This is a genomic window from Microcoleus sp. A2-C3 (genome assembly GCF_036706065.1).
Taxonomy (GTDB): domain Bacteria; phylum Cyanobacteriota; class Cyanobacteriia; order Cyanobacteriales; family Microcoleaceae; genus Microcoleus.
The window spans coordinates 16,062-33,967 of the sequence record NZ_JAUBVX010000014.1 but is presented as its reverse complement, the minus strand read 5'-3'; the positions used below and the strand labels follow the sequence as shown (position 1 = coordinate 33,967).

Sequence of the window (17,906 nt, the reverse complement as noted above, 5' to 3'; positions counted from 1 at the left end):
AAATTCCCATATCTAAGTATTATGGCCACAATTCACTCACTTTTTCAGCCTTCCGATATATTGCGCGATCGCTCAAACCACATAAAATGATTAAAGAAGTAGAGTAAATAAGGATTTAAACCTAATGGCAGAACCCAACTTAATTATTCCCATCTCAGTTCTTGGTGTTGGATTTGTAGCTGCGGTTAGTATCGGCTCCATTGCGTGGTACAACTCCAAGCGTCCCCCCGGCTGGGAATCCAAAGAACGGCCTGATTTTGTACCGAAAGTTGACAAAGACGATTTGATTGCTGATGTTTCTGATTCCAAAGGTAAGTAAAACAAAGTTTTTTTAGACAATACATAGCGACAGTTTCATTGCTGACCGATATGTAGCTAGAAACCCGGTTTCTACGAGTTTTGTGTTTGGTAACGAACAATCACGCAAGAAACCGGGTTTCTGAAGTTGCCAGTTTCAGTTTGACTTTTCGGGCGCTGCTAAAATCCCACCTACAAAAGTTTAGAAAAACAGGATTGTTAAAATTAGATACGCGCCAGCTTGTAGCCTGGGAATGAGAAAAAATGCCAAAAAAGCTCGATCGCCCGCTACAATAAATAAGAGCCGGCACCGCCTTTTGCAATGAATCCAGAATCAACTCTCGCCAGACTACAAGCTACACTTCCCGACGGAAAACTGCCTTCTAGCTACGGGGTTTACTTCAAAAACACCCTAGTAGCCCTGTGTCACGCCCTAGAAGACCACATCTTGCAAACCAGCGGGGGGGAGGACGATCTCGCACTCAAACCACTGGTATTGGTGACATTTCAGCAGGGAAAATGGTATTTGCAAGAAGCCGATCGCTACCTGGATATTGCTAATGCCTCGCGGCGCGTCGTCATCGGTGCAGTAGCCGACAGCGGCTTCGCTACCCACAAAACCGGTCAATTAGAAAATGTATCTTTAATAGAACTCGATGAGATCGATCCCATCATCCAAGAATGGAATTTAATCATCCTCGCCCCGACTTATAAAGCAATGGTGCTTTGTCGCGAACTTTCAGACGAGGAATATTTGCCAGAGGGCAAGCCAGAAGTTGATACAGAGCGAAAATTCTACGGTTTGTGGTCGTTTGACCAGTCTTTAGTGTCGGCGTCTGCAGAAATTTTTATAGAACAAACACGACATTATAATTCTTCCCTAGCCGACAGTTTGCTAGAAATTCACCATGAAATTCTCGCCACCAAAGGCCCGCCCTTAGCAGACATTAGCGGCGTAGTATCGCGGATTGTCACTTACCTACAAAGTTCTCAGCAGCAAATGGTAGCAATTAACCGCCAAACCCGCGATTTGTGGGAATTGGAAGGTCAAGCTTTGCGCGTCAGCCGCAATTTGAACGCCAACAAACTGCAAGCTTTTCTGCGGATGGCCCAGCGCGTGGACGAACGCGATAGTTCAAATCCCGCAGCTTCTTTGCAGGTAGCGGCGCTGTCAGAAACTTTGGGGCAATTGCTGGATTTACCGGCTTTGCAGTTGCGTCGTCTACGGTTGGCCGGATTGCTGTTTCGAGTCGGCTTGGTTTCGGCCCCAAATGAAGTATTCGATCGCACTCCCGATCAATTCGACCAATCAACTCTATCATTTTGGCGCGATCGCAGTTTCATCGGTTGCCAACTTTTGCAAGCAATGCCGGAGATAGCACCAGTAGCCGAAATTGTCAAGCACGAACTCGAAAAATGGGACGGCAGCGGCAGACCCGAAGGTTTGCGAGGCGAAGAAATACCTATAGCATCGCGGATTTTGGGATTGGTAGCTTATTATCAAGAACTGACTCAACCGCGGGGCGATCGTCAGGCTTTAAGTTTGAGCGCAGCTTTGGAACAGTGCCGCGAACAGTCTGGTACTCGTTTCGATCCGGCTTTGGTGGAAACTCTCAGTAACGTCGTCAGACTCACAGAAATGGGTTTGATGGAGTTACCGAGCCGCCCCAGCCAATTGCCGAATGTCTGGTTGGAAGAATCGGGCGATCGAACGACCGCCGCCGTCCCGGCATTATAGTATCACTGGACTGTTGACTGTTGACTGTTGACTGTTGACTGTTGACTGTTGACTGTTAACCAACAACTGACAACCCACAACTGACAACTGACTAATGACTAACGACCTCGAAGCCATACGCAAAGGCAAAATTCTCATGTTGGCCGGCAGAGATTTAGCCGGCACAGACTTAGCGGGAGCCAATCTCGCCGGCGCCGACTTGTCTCAAGCCAACTTAGCAGGAGCTAATCTCGCGGGCGCTAACTTGCAGCGGGCGGTACTGCGAGCAAACCTCCGCGGCGCTGACTTGAGTGGTGCAGATTTGCGGGGCGCAGATTTTCGGAATGCCGATTTGCGCGGAGCTTCTTTTGCTAATGCTTTAGTGCGCGAGGCAAGTTTTGGCGGTGCTTTTTTGACAGGCGCTTCGATCGGCAATTTGGATTTGAGCGGTGTCGATTTGCGCGGGGCAGATTTGCGGGGCGCAGCTTTGGCTAGGGCAATTTTGCAATCCGCCGATTTGAGCCATGCTAATTTGTCCGGTGCTGATTTGTCCGGCGCTGACTTGGAAGAAGCCATCTTGAATGGAGCCGTACTGCGCGGCGCTAACCTAACGGGGGCTAATTTGCTCTGTGCTGCGATCGAACAAACCCTTTGGGATGGAGCGTTGCTCGATCGCGCCTGTCTCCAAGGCACTCCCCTGAACCCTTAAATTTCAAAAATATTCCTTTCTAGGCATACCCAAAATAACATCACCTTATAAAGTGAATAAGCACAAGCTATTTTAACATTTCTTAATGGGAGGTTATAATGGCGACTGTAGATCAGCAAACGCATAAATGGTAGCAGCTTTGTTTAGCGGTACATCCTTTCAAGGTCAAAATGGCGATCGCCTTGTCAGCAAAGTAGCAGGAGCTGCGATCGCGGCCTTATTCAAAAGTTCGGAAAAGGCCGAAGCCAACATCCGAGTCGAACCAGTAGCCAAACTCTTGCAGGGAAGCATCGACGGTTTCGACTTCATTGGCAAAGGTATGTTGATGTACAACGGCCTTCGCATAGAAGTGATGGAACTCTACCTGCAAGCACTCTCCATTGATTTTGGGGCGATTTTTGCAGGAAGCGTGAAATTGCGGCAGCCTACCCAGGCAAATATGCGAGTAGTTTTAAGTCGATCGGATTTAACCACCTCATTCAACACACCTTTTGTAGTTGAAAAACTCCAGAAGCTGAAATACCAAGAGCAATCTCTGCACTTTCAAAACACAGAAGTCAGCTTCGGAACAGACAAATCAATTCGGCTTCAGTCTGAAATTGCCGTAGGCGATGCCAGCGAACCCGTCAACATAGATATTACAGCTCAATTGCAAGTAGAAGACCGACGCAAAATCCAATTTGTCAGCGTTACATACGGAGGCGACCAGCAAGCAGTAGACTTGGGTCAAGCTATAATTGCCCACGTAAATAACCTGCTAGACTTAGACAAATTTGCCTTAGAAGGCACTCAACTGCGAGTAGACCGCTGCCGAGTTCAAAACGACGAGCTAGTTTTTTACGGTTGGGCTGGCATCGAACAGTTCCCCAAAGGCAAGCGTTAAGCCTCAGCCTGCTCAGCTTTGCCCAACAATCTAGTTGGGAAAGAGAAAATTTTTTAGTTAGCAAACAACCCGCGGATGCGGGTTTTGCTTTGGATTTTAGATTGGAGGAAAAATTTCAGATCTAAAATCTAACATCTAACGTCGATCGACTCAAAATCAGCACTGAGGTTGATTCGATCTGGCAAATTATTTTGATACATTTAAACGATCGATTAAATCACCCCTCAAGAATAAAGATGCTCGGATTTTATTTGTTTTGTATCTACGTAGCAGTTTTGTCCGTGCTTGCTAGACCCAGCCACAGCGGGTCTGAGAAATGGTGGGTAGAAATTGTCACCGATTTGCCCCACTGTACCTACTATTTTGGCCCCTTCGACACCGAGAAAGAAGCTTCCAGCAATACTCCGGGCTACATCGAAGACTTGGAAAGCGAAGGAGCCAAAAGGGTTAGCATCCGCATCAAACGGTGTCAGCCTTCCGAGCTCACCATTTGTGATGAATTCTCAGAAGGTGTCGCTGCTTAAGAATTTTGATATTCCTGACCACAGAAACCGCGTTTTTTGACGAAAATACTCCGTCTATCGCGAGGGGTATCGGTTAAACAACCTGGTTTCTGAGCGTCAAGAGTGCGTAAGTTCTGTGTTAGTTTTTCATTAACTGAAGCCTCAACAATAATATTAAGCATCATCTTGTCCTAGTCCTTACCGTGCGGACTTTGTATTTGTAGTGGTGGTTTAAAAGTCGGCTTCTTCTCCACCAAAATGCTGATTGTAAGCAGAATTAACTGTCAAAAATTACCAGGGCTAAATCAGCACAGAGTACGATCCGATCGATCCCGTTGCGTTGATAAATTGAGATAGAACAGTAAAAACTACTTAAATCTTCCCAGAGGTAAATATGTTTGAGCTCTCTATGTTCGGTATGTTTTTCACTGCCTTTTGGGTGCTAACTCAACCTGCTAGCAGCACTCGACCTAGCGAATGGTGGGTAGAAGTTGATACAGATTCGCCAAAGCGTACCCATTACTTTGGCCCCTATGACAGCAGACAGGAAGCTTCTAACAGGTCGAACGGCTACATCCGAGACCTGGAGAACAAAGGAGCTAAAAAAATTAGCATCAACATCAAACAAGGTAGCCAACCTACTCAGCTAAGAGCTAGCGAAGAGTCTTGAGAAGTTGGGAAACTGCCAATTACGGGCGAATAAAATTTGACTTGTTAACAGGTTTTTTTTCAAATGAGATCGCGCTTTCATACAGGAGGGACACAGCATGGTTGTGTCCCTTTAAAATTTTTAAGAACTGGTATTATTTGCGCCCGGTAAATGCAAGTTTTTTCAAGGGAGCATTTGGTTGAGATTACTGCGAGGATTAAAAGTACGATTGGCTTTGATTTTCTCGTAAAACTCTCGTTCCTCAGCGGTGAGTTCTTTCGGCGGGACGATCGCAATTTTGACCAACAAATCAGTCCGTTCATCCTTCTTCGGTTTCGGCCATCCTTTCCCGCGCAACCGCAAAGACTGACCCGATCGCATCCCGGCTGGAAATTTTACAGTTATCATACCTTCAGGCGCCGGCACTTCAATCGAAGCTCCCAACACCGCTTCATCGGGAGTTATCGGCACTTCGCAGACCAAATTTTCTCCCTCAAACTGGAAGAAAGCGTGGGGTAAAACTTCTAACTTTAAGTACAAATCTCCCTGCTGCTTCGTGTACGGGTCAACTTGACCTTTGCCTTTTACCCGAATTTTGCTGCCAGTTTTCACTCCCGCAGGAATCGAAACTTCGCCCGTGGCGACTCGCTTGGAAGTTCCCCGAAATGCTTCCCCCAGAGTCAGGGAAATCGTCACCTCAGTGTCGCGAGTGCCCCCTGCGCTGCGGTTTTCGTACCCCGCAAAATCTTCAAATCCGCCAAAACCGGTCGGCCCGCCGGCGCTGGTGCGCTGGTTGCTATAATTCCACTTGCTGCTACGGCTACTACTACCACCCGCACCACTGGCCGCGCGCCCCAGCAAGGCATTGATAAATTCGTCAAAACTACCGTACTGGCTGAAGTCAACACCACCAAAGTCTACATTCGTGGCGCCCCCTCCTGGCCATCCGCTGGGAGTTGCAGCCGCTTGCTTCCAGTATTGACCGTATTGGTCGTATTTTTGGCGTTTTTCTGGGTCGGAAAGCACTTCGTAAGCTTCGTTTACTTCTTTAAAACGAGCTTCGGCTTCTTTGTTCCCTGGATTCATATCCGGGTGATATTTGCGGGCTAGTTTGCGGAAAGTTTTTTTAATTTCATCAGCGCTGGTGGTTTTGTTGAGTCCCAAAATAGCGTAATAGTCTTTAAAATCTGTTGCAGCCATTAAGTAATCCTCTCTTTATTAGTTATTAGTTGTTAGTTGTTAGTTGTTAGTTGTTAGTTGTTAGTTGCTAGTTGTTAGTTGTTAGTTGTTAGTTGTTAGTTGTTAGTTGTTAGTTGTTAGAAAGAATAAATCCCAAATTAGCAGGATGGCGAATTATAGCAACCGCACCCGACAGTAAGGACGTTCTCGCGTTGCACCTCTTCCTTCTTCCCTCTTCCCTCTTCCTTCTTCCTTCTTCCTTCTTCAAATTATAGGTTATCAAAGGTTTGGACTCGATCGAGTTCGGTTGTTGCTTTGCGGGACATCGCAATTTCCGCACCCCGCTGCTGTTGGAGATTTTGACGAGTTGTGCGTCTTCGCGATTTTGGTGTGGCTGCGAGATTAGATGAGAGTTGAGGCGGGCCGGAGAAAGCTGCTGCGGTTGTGCGATCGCCCGTTGGGTTGACTGGCCCTGGCGATCGATCTTTTTTTGGGGTGCGCGGTGCGATCGAACTTTTCTTCTCTAGCTTTTCACCCAATGCAAATCCTAGCACGTTCTCATCAGCAACTCCAGTCCAATCTGCTACCTAAATTTTGACTCAATTATACCCTAAAGTGCGCAGTAATTCAACAACCCTTCGAGATATCTTTTCCTCCCCAGACTGGTGCTATACTATTTATTTTGAAAGCCTCTGCATAGATTTATGTCACAAAAATATAACATAATCTCTCTGCTTTTTGTTAACTAGAACACACACTTTTAGAAAAATTAAGATAGGATGGTAGCTCAATAAGTTATTAACGTTACGAGAGTGCAGCTACCATGAATTATTTGCTAAGTTGGCCTTGCGGCTGCTGCGACGATTGGAAAGAAAATTCCGAGAGTTGTGTTGTACTCAGAAACGGGCAGCGCATTTGTCAGTCGTGCTACGATCGCAAATACAATAATCAGAAGCTATCGGCCCGACGCAGGCGATCGAACATATCTGTATCACCGCAGACCGTAACAGAGACTGTCCCTTATTAATGCGCCTGAGTTTGAATAAAGCCAAGTATTTCGACAGCCTTGCACCAGCAGTTGCCATTAATAAGCTGTTCTACATTTAAATTGTGTGTGAAAAATTAATAAAACTCTTGTGGTACGTTGCTCCGACGCCGTTCCAAATATACCATTCAAATGCGCGACAGCTTAATGAACTCAAAAAATAATTGCGTCATCAGTCATCAGTCATCAGTCATCAGTCATCGGTAATCTGCCACTAATTTAGTTATTTATCATCAGTCACTTGAAAAGCAGGTAACAGATTTTAACTTAAAAAACTAATGACTGACAACTAATGACGAATGACTAATAACTAAATGATAGTTCCATCAGGAATCGTGGCATTTTTCAGGACTACGACAATGCCGCTGCGGATATAAAAACCTTGGTTTTCGCGGTTAGCTTCTTCCACTCGGTCTTTATTAATGATTTGAACATTGCGGCCGATGCGGGCATTTTTATCCACAATCGCGCGGCGAATTGTAGTATCTGGGCCGATACCGAGGGGAACTCCGCCATTGTCTAAACTCGAATGCCGTTCAGCGTCTGGTTCGTAGAAGTCAGCACCCATAACCAGGGTATCTTGAATCGTACATCCAGCTTCAATGCGCGATCGAACTCCCAACACAGAATGGTCGATCCGGCACTGTTTGAGAATGCAGCCTTCAGCAATAATCGATTCCGTCACATGAGTATCTAAAAGCTTAGTCGGCGGCAAGAAACGCGGGCGAGTGTAAATCGGCGCATTTTCATCGTAGAAACTGAAAGGCGGCTGAGGCTGTTTTGTCAGCGCCAAGTTAGCATCATAAAAAGCCTCAATGGTTCCGATATCTTCCCAGTAATCGTCAAACAAATAAGCTTGAACGTTGTGGTCTTTTGCAGAATTCGGAATAATCTCTTTACCAAAATCCGTTTGGTTGGGAGATTCTTTCAGGAGTTTAATCAAAACTTCTTTTTTGAAGACGTAAATCCCCATCGAAGCAATGTAAGGACTTTCCTGAGCCTGCTGCGGTGTCAGTCCCAGTTTAGTCGTATCCACCTGCATTTGTTTGAGCGCATCACCTTTTGGCTTTTCGCTGAAAGAAGTAATGCGGCCGTTGTCGTCGATTTTTGTCAAACCAAAATCCGAGGCCCGCTTCTCGTCCATTGGCAAAACCGAGAGGGTGATATCGGCTTTGGTTTCGCGGTGTCTCTCCACAAACTTCTGGTAGTCCATGCGGTAGAGGTGGTCGCCTGAGAGAATCAAGTATTCGTCAACGTCCCACTGTTCTAGCAGCGAGAGATATTGGCGAACTGCGTCGGCTGTCCCTTGAAACCAGTTGGGGTTTTCCTGAGTTTGCTGGGCGGCGAGCACCTCGACAAATCCCTCGGTGAAGCCCGAAAACTGGTAGGTGCGAGAGATGTGGCGGTTGAGGGATGCCGAGTTGAACTGGGTGAGGACGTAGATTTTGACTATTTCGGAGTTGATGCAATTGCTGACAGGAATATCGATGAGGCGATATTTGCCTGCGAGGGGAACTGCGGGTTTGGCTCGCAGTTTGGTTAGGGGGTAAAGGCGGGTGCCGACACCGCCACCGAGGATGATGGCTAAGACTCTTTTCAAGGAACTTTCTCCCTAGGATCTATGAACTCTTCAAGTCCAGTGTCCGATGGTGAGGGCATCTTGACAAGGGGGGGGAAGGAGGAAGTTTTGAGTGATGAGTTCAGTCGCTGGTGCAGAAACCGGGTTGTTTAATCCAAATACTTCGTTCAAACCCTCGACAAGAGTTAAAAAACTCGGTTTATGAAAGTTGGCGTGCGTCCGGGACTGGTGTTATGAGTTTGAAGTTTTGAGTTAAAATACTCATCAATCAATAATCGATATTTTCACAAGTTGGGAGTTTTGGGTTAAAATACCCATCGGTAAATAAGGGCAGTTTAACGAAAGAATAAGGTTCGGGGTTTTGGCTGTAGATTACAAGTTTTATCTCGTTAATTCGGGCTTCTCGCCATTACTCCATTCAGGCTCGATCGCACTTATTGTTTTTGTTGTAGACCGATCGCACTTTGTCAAGAGCGCTCTTGTTATGCTTGAGTTTGATCCCGTTGTTTTTGCTGGCGTTCCTCTTCTCACAGGCGAGTCTAACTCCACAGCACTCAGGAATCGCCGCCCGTCGGGACGATCGAGTTATAGGGTAGAATCTGTTTTAAATTTTGGATAGACTGCAAATTTGTGTGATATTTGGCGATCGGTCGATCGACCAAACTTGACAAGCCGTGTCTATTCTCTACCAAAAGCTAGATCCGCTAGAAACCTCTGATACTGTAGCCTAAGCCGTAAAAGACAGGAAAATTGTATGCAAATCCAAACGCCAGACTGGGTTAAACACGCCGTATTCTACCAAATATTCCCCGATCGCTTCGCAAAAAGCAAACAGCCCCGCAAACGCCTGCTGCAAAACTTCATGTGGGAAGAATGGCACGAATCCCCCACCCTGCAAGGCTACAAGGGCGGCGACTTGTGGGGCGTTATGGAACAGCTAGACTACTTGCAAGATTTAGGCATTAATGCCATTTACTTTACCCCGATATTTCAGTCAGCCAGCAATCACCGCTACCACACCCACGACTACTATCAAGTAGATCCAATGTTGGGCGGGAATCCAGCATTTAAAGAGCTTCTAGACGCCGCCCACGCTCGCGACATCAAAATCGTCCTCGACGGCGTATTCAACCATGCCAGCCGCGGCTTTTTCTTCTTTCACGACATCCTGGAAAACGGGCCCCATTCTCCTTGGCTCGATTGGTTTCAAATTGAAGGCTGGCCGCTATCCGCCTACGACGGCAATTTTCCAGCTAATTATCTCGGTTGGGACGGCAATCGAGCGCTACCTGTATTCAATCACGACAATCCTGAAGTGCGAGAATATATCATGGAAATCGCCGAATATTGGATTAAATTCGGCGTTGACGGCTGGCGGCTGGATGTTCCTTTTGAAATTAAAACAGAGGGATTTTGGCAGGAATTTCGAGACAGAGTGAAAGCGGTTAATCCTGAAGCTTACATTGTCGGCGAAGTTTGGGAAGATGCCAGAGAATGGCTCGACGGCAGTCAATTTGACGGAGTGATGAATTATCTGTTTGCGGCCCCGACTATTGCTTTTGCAGCGGGCGATCGGGTAGATATGAACCAATTAGAAGGTCGCTCTTATTACCCCTATCCGGCGCTGTTTGCCAAGCAGTACGGGGAGAAGATTCAGGAAGTTTTGGAATTATATCCCTGGGAAATACAGCTAACTCAACTAAATTTGTTGGCCAGTCACGATACTGCGAGGTTGCTGTCAATTTCTGGAGACGATCGAGCTAGTGTAGAAATTGCGACTTTGCTGCTGTTAACTTATCCCGGAGCTCCCAGCATTTATTACGGTGATGAAGTTGGTTTACCCGGTGCTCTAGATCCTGATTCTCGCCGCAGTTTTCCCTTAAATGCTCACTGGGAACTTGATGTTTTAGACTATCACAAGCAGTTGATAGCTTTGCGCCACAAATACGCCGCCCTCCGCACTGGGACTTACAAGATTCTGTTTGCTGAAGGCACGGTTTACGTTTTTGCCCGAATTTTGGAGGATGAGGAAATAATTGTGGCGGTGAATGTCGCAACTCAAGAGGTAAAGGTGAGTTTTGAGACTCCCAGTTTGAAATCTCCTCACGATAAATTGCTGTTCGGTAAAGGCGAATTTGTTTGGAAAGGTGAAGGGGAAACTCGGCAGTTAGAATTGAGTCTGCCGGCGCGATCGGGTTTAATTATCGGTTCAGCTAATTAGTGCTTTACACATTTGAGACCAAAGAAACCGGGTTTTTGACCTAATCTGTGAGTGAAAACGAAATATTGAAGTAAAAAACCCGGTTTCTGACATTGGTGCAAGATTTCTGATTCATGAGATTGTTGGGCAAAGTGAAACGTAGGGTTCGTTCCTCCTGACATCTTGCACAACAAACAAAAACTGGAAATAGGATTAAACATTTAGGATAAAAACTTAGATATTTGGTCTTATTTCCGGTTTTTATAAGTTTATTGAAAATAGTGCAATATCTCAGTTCCTCTCAACCCAACCTACACAAACTGCCTCTTGTTGATGCTCCCACCACAAAGACAGGCATCAATGCAGTAAACTAGGTTATTGAAAAATATCTATTGTTTCTCAGGATATGTAATGCAGCGCCTAAAGATATTAGCGCAGTTCTCTCGGTTGAGACGCTGGTTTGCTCAGAATTTAGGGGTGAGCACCCTTCGCAAAGAACAAGTCTATTTGGACATTGCTCAATCGGTGACGCTGACAGATGCCAGCTATTGGATTCAAGTTTTATTTTCTGCTGGGATTGCTACCCTGGGACTGGTGTTGAATAGTCCGGCCGTCATCATTGGCGCGATGCTGATTTCACCTTTAATGGGGAGTATTTTGGCAAACGGGCTGGCTTTGGCTGCTGGGGATGCGATTTTGGCGCTACGGGCTCTTGTTAATTTAATTTTGAGCTGCGGGCTAGCTATTTCCTTTGCGGTTGTGTTGGTATTGATTTTGCCATTTCAGGAAATGACCGACGAAATTCTGGCGAGAACTCAGCCAAATTTGCTGGATTTAGTGATTGCGCTGTTTTCTGGGGCTGTGGGGGCGGTGGCTATTTGCAAGGAGGCTAAGGGGGTTGTTACGTCTATTCCGGGGGTTTCGATCGCAGTGGCGCTGATGCCGCCGCTTTGTGTTGTGGGTTATGGTATTGCAACGGCGGTGAGTGTGAGTCCTGGAAGCGGGTTGGCGGTGGCGCGAGGGGGAGGGCTGCTGTTTTTTACCAACTTAGTCGCTATTACGTTTATGGCGATGCTGGTGTTTTTGGTTCTGCACATTGATAGCTTTCCCGTGCGCGAGCGGGTGCGTTTGTGGCGGGAAAGCAATGGAGAAAGCATTTGGATGCAGTCGTTGGTCGCTCGAATTCCGGCGTCGGAACGATTGAAGCGCATCGGTAGTTTGCCAAGTCGCCTGCTGCTGATTTTGATGACTATTTCATTGACTTCGATTCCTCTGTATCAATCTTACAATCAACTTAGCGAAGAAATTTCTCGCAAGCAGCAAGAAAATCAACTGCGTAATAACGCTACAGACATTTGGCAAAAAAACTTTGGTAACTTTGCTGATGGTAAAGCGCGATCGTACATCAGTCAACTTTCGTTTCGAGAACAAAAGCGTAAATTGGTTGCTCAACTTCAGGTGGTTACTAGCAAGGTTTACACGGAAGCGGAACGAGAGCAATACAAGCAATTGCTGTCAGCGAAGCTCGGGAGGCCGTTGGAGTCAATTTCTCTGAATCTGATTCAAATTCCTATAGCTTCTAGCGAGCTGTTAGCAACAAAGGTTTCTGAAAAAACAATCAAGCCGGAGCCTCCTCCGACGGTTGCCCAATTGCAATCGAGTTTTTTGACCGCTGTGGAGTCTGCCCTCAATTCTCTGATTTTGCCTCTCCCGGCTCAATTGATCAGTTATCAGGCGATTACGAGCCCCGTGACGCCGTTAAGGATTCAGATTGCTTACTTTAGTCCGCGGGATCTCGATCGCGACGGACAAGCGCTGCTAGTGGAGGATATCCGCAGTCAATTAAATTACCCTACAGCGGAGGTCAATTTCAATCGGATTGCGCCGATCGCTGGAACGGTTACTTTTGCGTTAAATCAAGCTCAAATTGCGGCAAATCAAGTTCAATTGCTCGATCGACTGGGTAAGACTGTACAGCAAAATCCTAAATTGCAGATTGAAATGAGTTCCGGCCAAGCGCCCTCGGAAGCTGGAGCGCCGGCCCAAGGGCGATCGGTGGCGGTTCGCAATTATTTGCAAACAAAATGGCAAATTAAGCCCGATCGCTATATTACTAAAACTGCAAATGCAACTCAACCAATTGTCCAGTTGAAAACAGTTCTTAAAAAACCGCCCCAAAATTCCTCACCTTCTGTTGGGCAGGATGCAGTTGAAGGAGAAGTGACACGCTGACTATTTTTAACACCAGTGTCGAAAAGACGGAATGTGATTTCCCCAAAACCCATCTGTAGGGACACGGCAGTGCCGTGTCCCTACAGAAAATCATTTAGGATTGCTATATGCAATCCGATCATTACAAATAGGAAAATTTTAAAATGATAGAAACGAGTCTACAAGAAGTGGGAATTGAAGACAATTTGAAGCAATTTTTACTGGTGCTTTCAGTTTCTTTGAGTGTGGCAACTCTGCCACAAATTGTTAGTTGGTTGCGCCGAATTCCCTATACGCTGCTGCTAGTAATTGTGGGAGCTGGGCTAGCTTTGGTCGATGTGCGATTGGTGAATCTTTCGCCTGAATTGATTCTGTTGATTTTTCTGCCACCCCTGCTGTTTGAAGCTGCTTGGAATTTGAAGTGGTCGAGTTTAAAACAGGATTTAATTCCTATTTGTCTTTATGCTGTTTTCGGTGTGCTGATTTCGATTGTGGGTGTGGCAATTGGTTTGAATCAATTTGCCGGTCTTTCTTTGGGAACTGCGCTGATGATTGGGGCTACCCTTTCAGCTACCGATCCGGTTTCGGTGACGGCTTTGTTTCGGGAGTTGGGGGTTGAGAAGCGTCTCAGCACTTTGATGGAAGGCGAAAGTTTGTTTAATGACGGAATGGCGGTTGTGGCGTTTGGATTTCTGGCTGCTTTTGCTCAGGGCACTGCTAAGTTATCGCCGGGGCCGATTTTGCTGGAGTTGATAACGGTTGTGGGGATTGGGCTGGGGGTTGGCGGGCTGATCGGGTTTGCGATTTCTTATTTGACGCAGCGGTTCGATTTGCCTTTGGTGGAGCAGTCTCTGACGTTGGTTTCGGCCTATGGTACTTATTTGATTGCGGAGGATTTGGGCGGTTCGGGGGTGATTGGGGTGGTCACGACGGGGCTAATTTTGGGCAATTTTGGTTCTCGCATCGGGATGAATCCTCGCACTCGGATTATTGTGAGTGAGTTTTGGGAATTTTTAGCTTTTTTTGTGAATTCGATTGTGTTTTTGCTGATTGGGGATCAGATTCGGTTTGGGAGTTTGGGCGAAAATTTGGATGCGATCGCGGTGACGATTGTGGCGGTGATTGTAACGCGGGCGATCGCCATTTACGGACTGGGGAGTCTCAGCAACCGTTTTGCGGCATCCGCCATTCCGCTGCAGGAGCAAACGGTGCTGTGGTGGGGAGGGCTACGGGGTGCGGTGTCGGTGGCTTTGGCTTTGAGCGTACCTGAAGGTTTACCGGGCCGGGAGGTGGTGATTGCGACGGTTTTTGGGACGGTGTTGTTTACTTTATTGGTGCAGGGATTGACTATTCAGCCTGTTCTGGCAAAACTGGATCTGCTGGGGGATGGGCCGATGCGCGGGGAGTATTTGGAGGCGATCGCCCGTCGGGCGGCTTTGGGTAGGGTGTTGCAACGGTTGGCTGAGATGGAGGAACAGCCGGGGGTCGATCGGGAGTTTTATGAGTATCAAGAATCGCTGGTTAAGGGGGAGCTCATGAGGATTGAGGCGGAGGTCGATCGGCTTCAAGATGAATATCCCGATCTCAGCACGTTTATTGCTGAGCAAATTCGAGCGGAGTTGCTGGCGATCGAGGCTGACACCTATGCTGAGTTTGTGCGATCGGGTCGCTTAAATCAAGAACTGTCTCTATTTTTGGGAGTTGAGAATATAGGGGAGTAATTAGCGAATCGCTCAAGTTATTTAATTGCCATTCCTAACAGTGTTAAGGGAACTGAACGGGTAACTGAATCAGTTCAAGCCGTTATAATGCAAAAGTAATCTGAGTATCAAGTACAAAAGTGCGCTGGCTGGGTATTCCTCAAGCACTGCCGCGCCGTTAATCCTTCTGATGGTTGCACTCATGGGCTTTGTCATCAATAGACCTCTTGCAATTCCCTTATATCTCTCCAATGATTCTTGTAAAACGGGCATCCAGCTTGTTCAAAAACTTGCTTTGCGGTGAGGTGTATTAGAAGCGTAGCATCGCGGAATATTAGGAGTCCATTGAAATCGGTAAAATATGTTAAATTTTCGGCAATTTTCATCTGTTCGTTACCAAATACTGGGAATCATCACAGCCTTGGCGCTGACATTAATTTTGCTAGCCGGGCCCGTTCAAGCCGCTCGGACGGCGACATCTATTGTGGTAGATGGTCGCCCGCTTTTTAGCGTCAGCGATGCTGACTCATTAACAGCCGTCGAACGTGCCGATTTGCTCAATTTGCGACTCAAACAAATTGAGCAATCTCAAGAAACAGTTGAAGTCACAACAGAAGTTCGCAATCAATACCCCACCATTCTGGTTAATGGCAAATACTTGCTGACAGTGACTCAATCGGATCTGCAAGAAACTCGCACGCTTACCGAACAAGCTAATCTTTGGGCTGAACAACTCCGTCAAGCTTTGCAGCAAGCTCAAGAAGAAAAAAGCGCCGAATTTATCAAAAATATGCTGCTGCTGACAATGGCGATTGTAGTGCTGGCGATCGCCCTTCACAAAGGATTGGGATGGCTGTGGCGATCGGTAAAACAAGCAATTATCCAGCGATTTGTAGAGCCATCAACAGCAGAAGCTGCGGTTGCTGACTCCCCCAAATCTTTGAACTTATTATTGATCTTGACTTTGCTTGCAGCTAGGACTGCGCTTTGGATTGCCACCGTCCTTTACATTACCAATTTGTTTCCAATAAGTCGGAGTTGGAGTTACACTCTGACCAGCGGTTTAATAACCAGTTTCATTTCTCGATCGCTCTCTGTAGGGCGCAACAATTACTCCGTCACTGATCTGTTGTTTTTAGCTGCTCTCATCCTAGGATGGGTCGCCCTGAGCGGTACTATTTCAAATTTCTTTAAACTGCGAATTTTGCAAGTCACCCGCATCAGTCGAGGGAGTCAAGAAGCTGTTGCTGTGATTTCCAAATACTTGCTGATTGTTCTGGGAACGATCGTTTTGGTGCAAGTATGGGGAATCGATTTGAGTTCTCTAACAATAATCTTTAGTGCGTTGGGAGTTGGTATCGGTTTTGGGTTGCAGGACATCGCTAAAAACTTTGGTAGCGGTCTGATTTTGCTGTTTGAACGTCCGATTCGGGTAGGCGATTTTGTGAGTGTAGGTAAAATTGAAGGCACTGTTGTCCGAATTGGCGCTCGCAGTACAGTGCTTCGCAACCTCGATCAAGTTTCCATTATTTTGCCAAATTCCCGTTTCTTAGAGGATGAGGTAACTAACTGGAACTACGAGAATGCTGTTTCGCGGATCAGAATTCCGGTTAATGTTGCCTACGGCTGTGATATCAGTGAAGTTAAGGCAGCGCTGCTCAAAGCTCCGAAGGGGCATTCTGATGTATTGAATACTCCAGAACCGATTGTTTGTTTCTTGGGTTTTGGTGAGAGTTCCTTTAATTTTGAACTCCGGGTGTGGATTGCTGAACCAATGGTACAGTATCGCGTCAAAAGTGATTTATTGTTCCGTATTGAAGAACTGTTTCGAGAGCGTGAAATCGAAATTCCGTTTCCTCAACGAGATCTGCACCTCCGCTCTGGGAGCATCCCTTTGACTTTATCACCGCAACTAGAGGCAACCTTACGAAACACTTTACTCAAGTCGGAAAATAACTCAGTTGCCCCTAAATAACTTAAACTAAATTATTCCTTCTTGCTTCTTTTTTCTTCCTAATGACTAATGACTAATGACTAGATTCGCGAGATTTTAAGCTCGCACTAATAGCAACTGTCAACTGTCAACTGTCAACTATTTATTATAATACAGTTAGTTTGACCATGACAACAACAATTAATGCGCTATTTATGTTCGCACAACTGCCTTTAAATAATGGCGATCGCTTTTTGCAAGTTATCCTGATTTTTCTAGCCGGAGGGATTGGGGGATTAGCTGGAATGATAGCGATCCCAACCTTGAGATTAATATTAGCTTGGTTTGCCCCAAGCTTATTGACAAAAACTTATATTGGTGTATTGCTTGCATCTAGAAACCTAATTTTAATATTATTAACTCTGTCGGCGATGGAAGTCATGTTAGTTGTAATCCCTCACACTCAATGGCTAAAATTGATGGAGTTTTGTTTTAGTGCCGGCATCACTTTCTCTGCCGGTTGGCTAGTGTCAAGTTTATTTCGAGAAGTTTTTAATAGCACAATTTTAGGCGCAACCTTTGACTCCAACCCTAAAGTAAGAGGCGAGTCTATCTTTTTAATTCGCTATCTGGGAGATTTTGCGATCGCTGTAATAATAATTTTAGTCTTTTGCATTAGCCATAATATCAATGTTGGAGGCATACTTGCTAGCTTGGGGATTGGAGGTGTTGCTATTGCCTTTGCTGCTCAGAAGACTTTAGAACAATTTTTAGGAGGAATTGTATTAACTCTCGATCGCCCTTTTCAAGTTGGAGACTATATTGGTTTATCCGACGGGCCTATGGGCAAACAAGGCACTTTTGGACGAGTAGAAAGTATTGGTTTAAGGTCAACAAAAATTCGTACCTCTGGTAAAGGTACTCTCACAGTTATTCCTAATAATTACCTGACAGAAGTTACCATAGAGAACTATACAAGCGCCAAGAAAGTCATGTCGATTATGATGCTAGAGTTTCCCGAACAGGTATCTGCTCAGGAGCAAGCACTAATCCGCCAAACCGTGATGGAGAGCACGATGGACATTTTTGGTTTAGACTGGCGCAGCACGGAGGTTTCTTTCAGTAACAACCAAGCCCAAATTTCTTTTTTCATTTTGGGTTCTAATGAATTATCTATGGACTTGAGGCGGCAATTGCTGGATCTAACTACCCAACAAATCACCAAACAACTCCAAAAACATCATATTTCTTTTACCATTAACCAACCAACGATTTATGTGGATGCTCCAATTCCTATTTAA

16 protein-coding genes are annotated in these 17,906 nt (G+C 46.1%); 11 read left to right on the top strand and 5 right to left on the bottom strand.

Annotation, left to right across the window (positions count from 1 at the left end; all coding sequences use genetic code 11):
* The first annotated feature begins 124 nt into the window (after nt 1–124).
* The 6 genes from psb35 to QUB66_RS10275 all read left to right on the top strand — a co-directional run bounded on the left by psb35 (nt 125) and on the right by QUB66_RS10275 (nt 4,779).
* Nucleotides 125–319: a photosystem II assembly protein Psb35 gene (psb35, locus tag QUB66_RS10300; RefSeq protein ID WP_265237737.1), complete on the top strand. Its 195-nt coding sequence runs from the start codon at nt 125–127 to the stop codon at nt 317–319.
* A gap of 300 nt (nt 320–619) precedes the next feature.
* Nucleotides 620–2,035 (top strand): HD domain-containing phosphohydrolase, encoded by a 1,416-nt coding sequence (locus QUB66_RS10295; RefSeq protein WP_332969675.1) that lies wholly within the window; start codon nt 620–622, stop codon nt 2,033–2,035.
* 94 nt (nt 2,036–2,129) lie between these two features.
* Nucleotides 2,130–2,723: a pentapeptide repeat-containing protein gene (locus QUB66_RS10290; RefSeq protein WP_265237733.1), complete on the top strand. Its 594-nt coding sequence runs from the start codon at nt 2,130–2,132 to the stop codon at nt 2,721–2,723.
* A gap of 127 nt (nt 2,724–2,850) precedes the next feature.
* Nucleotides 2,851–3,606 carry an LmeA family phospholipid-binding protein gene (locus QUB66_RS10285; RefSeq protein ID WP_265237731.1) on the top strand — a complete coding sequence of 252 codons (756 nt, stop codon included), beginning with the start codon at nt 2,851–2,853 and terminating at the stop codon, nt 3,604–3,606.
* 236 nt (nt 3,607–3,842) lie between these two features.
* A complete protein-coding gene (locus tag QUB66_RS10280; RefSeq protein WP_265237729.1) occupies nt 3,843–4,130 on the top strand; it encodes a DUF1816 domain-containing protein in 288 nt (95 codons plus the stop codon).
* Between the two features lie 373 nt (nt 4,131–4,503).
* Nucleotides 4,504–4,779, top strand: a complete 276-nt coding sequence (locus tag QUB66_RS10275; RefSeq protein WP_332969674.1) for a DUF1816 domain-containing protein — start codon at nt 4,504–4,506, stop codon at nt 4,777–4,779.
* A 162-nt stretch (nt 4,780–4,941) separates the two neighbouring features.
* Here QUB66_RS10275 and QUB66_RS10270 read toward each other — a convergent pair whose 3' ends face one another.
* The 5 genes from QUB66_RS10270 to QUB66_RS10250 all read right to left on the bottom strand — a co-directional run bounded on the left by QUB66_RS10270 (nt 4,942) and on the right by QUB66_RS10250 (nt 9,253).
* Complete coding sequence (locus QUB66_RS10270; protein WP_265237725.1) at nt 4,942–5,958, bottom strand: J domain-containing protein; 1,017 nt, start codon at nt 5,956–5,958, stop codon at nt 4,942–4,944.
* Nucleotides 5,959–6,067: 109 nt separating this feature from the next.
* Nucleotides 6,068–6,220 (bottom strand): hypothetical protein, encoded by a 153-nt coding sequence (locus QUB66_RS10265; protein ID WP_265237724.1) that lies wholly within the window; start codon nt 6,218–6,220, stop codon nt 6,068–6,070.
* Nucleotides 6,207–6,491 carry a hypothetical protein gene (locus tag QUB66_RS10260; protein ID WP_265237723.1) on the bottom strand — a complete coding sequence of 95 codons (285 nt, stop codon included), beginning with the start codon at nt 6,489–6,491 and terminating at the stop codon, nt 6,207–6,209. Before QUB66_RS10260 ends, QUB66_RS10265 begins: the two co-directional genes overlap by 14 nt.
* Before the next feature lie 801 nt (nt 6,492–7,292).
* The gene (locus tag QUB66_RS10255; protein ID WP_332969673.1) at nt 7,293–8,582 is read right to left on the bottom strand and encodes a glucose-1-phosphate adenylyltransferase; all 1,290 of its coding nucleotides are present in this window, start codon (nt 8,580–8,582) and stop codon (nt 7,293–7,295) included.
* Nucleotides 8,583–9,115: 533 nt separating this feature from the next.
* Nucleotides 9,116–9,253, bottom strand: a complete 138-nt coding sequence (locus QUB66_RS10250; RefSeq protein WP_332969671.1) for a hypothetical protein — start codon at nt 9,251–9,253, stop codon at nt 9,116–9,118.
* A gap of 62 nt (nt 9,254–9,315) precedes the next feature.
* Between QUB66_RS10250 and QUB66_RS10245 the strand changes: the two genes are divergently transcribed.
* The 5 genes from QUB66_RS10245 (at nt 9,316) to QUB66_RS10225 (ending at nt 17,906) form a co-directional block, all read left to right on the top strand.
* On the top strand, nt 9,316–10,782 hold the full coding sequence (locus tag QUB66_RS10245; RefSeq protein ID WP_332969670.1) for a glycoside hydrolase family 13 protein: 1,467 nt from the start codon (nt 9,316–9,318) through the stop codon (nt 10,780–10,782).
* A gap of 390 nt (nt 10,783–11,172) precedes the next feature.
* Nucleotides 11,173–12,993 carry a DUF389 domain-containing protein gene (locus QUB66_RS10240; protein WP_332969669.1) on the top strand — a complete coding sequence of 607 codons (1,821 nt, stop codon included), beginning with the start codon at nt 11,173–11,175 and terminating at the stop codon, nt 12,991–12,993.
* 143 nt (nt 12,994–13,136) lie between these two features.
* Entirely contained in the window at nt 13,137–14,693 is a 1,557-nt protein-coding gene (locus tag QUB66_RS10235; RefSeq protein ID WP_332969668.1) for a cation:proton antiporter, read from the top strand.
* A 340-nt stretch (nt 14,694–15,033) separates the two neighbouring features.
* On the top strand, nt 15,034–16,647 hold the full coding sequence (locus tag QUB66_RS10230; protein ID WP_332969667.1) for a mechanosensitive ion channel family protein: 1,614 nt from the start codon (nt 15,034–15,036) through the stop codon (nt 16,645–16,647).
* A gap of 146 nt (nt 16,648–16,793) precedes the next feature.
* Entirely contained in the window at nt 16,794–17,906 is a 1,113-nt protein-coding gene (locus QUB66_RS10225; protein WP_265237713.1) for a mechanosensitive ion channel family protein, read from the top strand.

Bases quoted from the DNA above. Each gene is read 5' to 3' on its own strand.
- psb35 (WP_265237737.1), top strand. From the start codon at position 125: ATGGCAGAACCCAACTTAATTATTCCCATCTCAGTTCTTGGTGTTGGA.
- QUB66_RS10295 (WP_332969675.1), top strand. From the start codon at position 620: ATGAATCCAGAATCAACTCTCGCCAGACTACAAGCTACACTTCCCGAC.
- QUB66_RS10290 (WP_265237733.1), top strand. From the start codon at position 2,130: ATGACTAACGACCTCGAAGCCATACGCAAAGGCAAAATTCTCATGTTG.
- QUB66_RS10285 (WP_265237731.1), top strand. From the start codon at position 2,851: ATGGTAGCAGCTTTGTTTAGCGGTACATCCTTTCAAGGTCAAAATGGC.
- QUB66_RS10280 (WP_265237729.1), top strand. From the start codon at position 3,843: ATGCTCGGATTTTATTTGTTTTGTATCTACGTAGCAGTTTTGTCCGTG.
- QUB66_RS10275 (WP_332969674.1), top strand. From the start codon at position 4,504: ATGTTTGAGCTCTCTATGTTCGGTATGTTTTTCACTGCCTTTTGGGTG.
- QUB66_RS10270 (WP_265237725.1), bottom strand. From the start codon at position 5,958: ATGGCTGCAACAGATTTTAAAGACTATTACGCTATTTTGGGACTCAAC.
- QUB66_RS10245 (WP_332969670.1), top strand. From the start codon at position 9,316: ATGCAAATCCAAACGCCAGACTGGGTTAAACACGCCGTATTCTACCAA.
- QUB66_RS10240 (WP_332969669.1), top strand. From the start codon at position 11,173: ATGCAGCGCCTAAAGATATTAGCGCAGTTCTCTCGGTTGAGACGCTGG.
- QUB66_RS10235 (WP_332969668.1), top strand. From the start codon at position 13,137: ATGATAGAAACGAGTCTACAAGAAGTGGGAATTGAAGACAATTTGAAG.
- QUB66_RS10230 (WP_332969667.1), top strand. From the start codon at position 15,034: ATGTTAAATTTTCGGCAATTTTCATCTGTTCGTTACCAAATACTGGGA.
- QUB66_RS10225 (WP_265237713.1), top strand. From the start codon at position 16,794: ATGACAACAACAATTAATGCGCTATTTATGTTCGCACAACTGCCTTTA.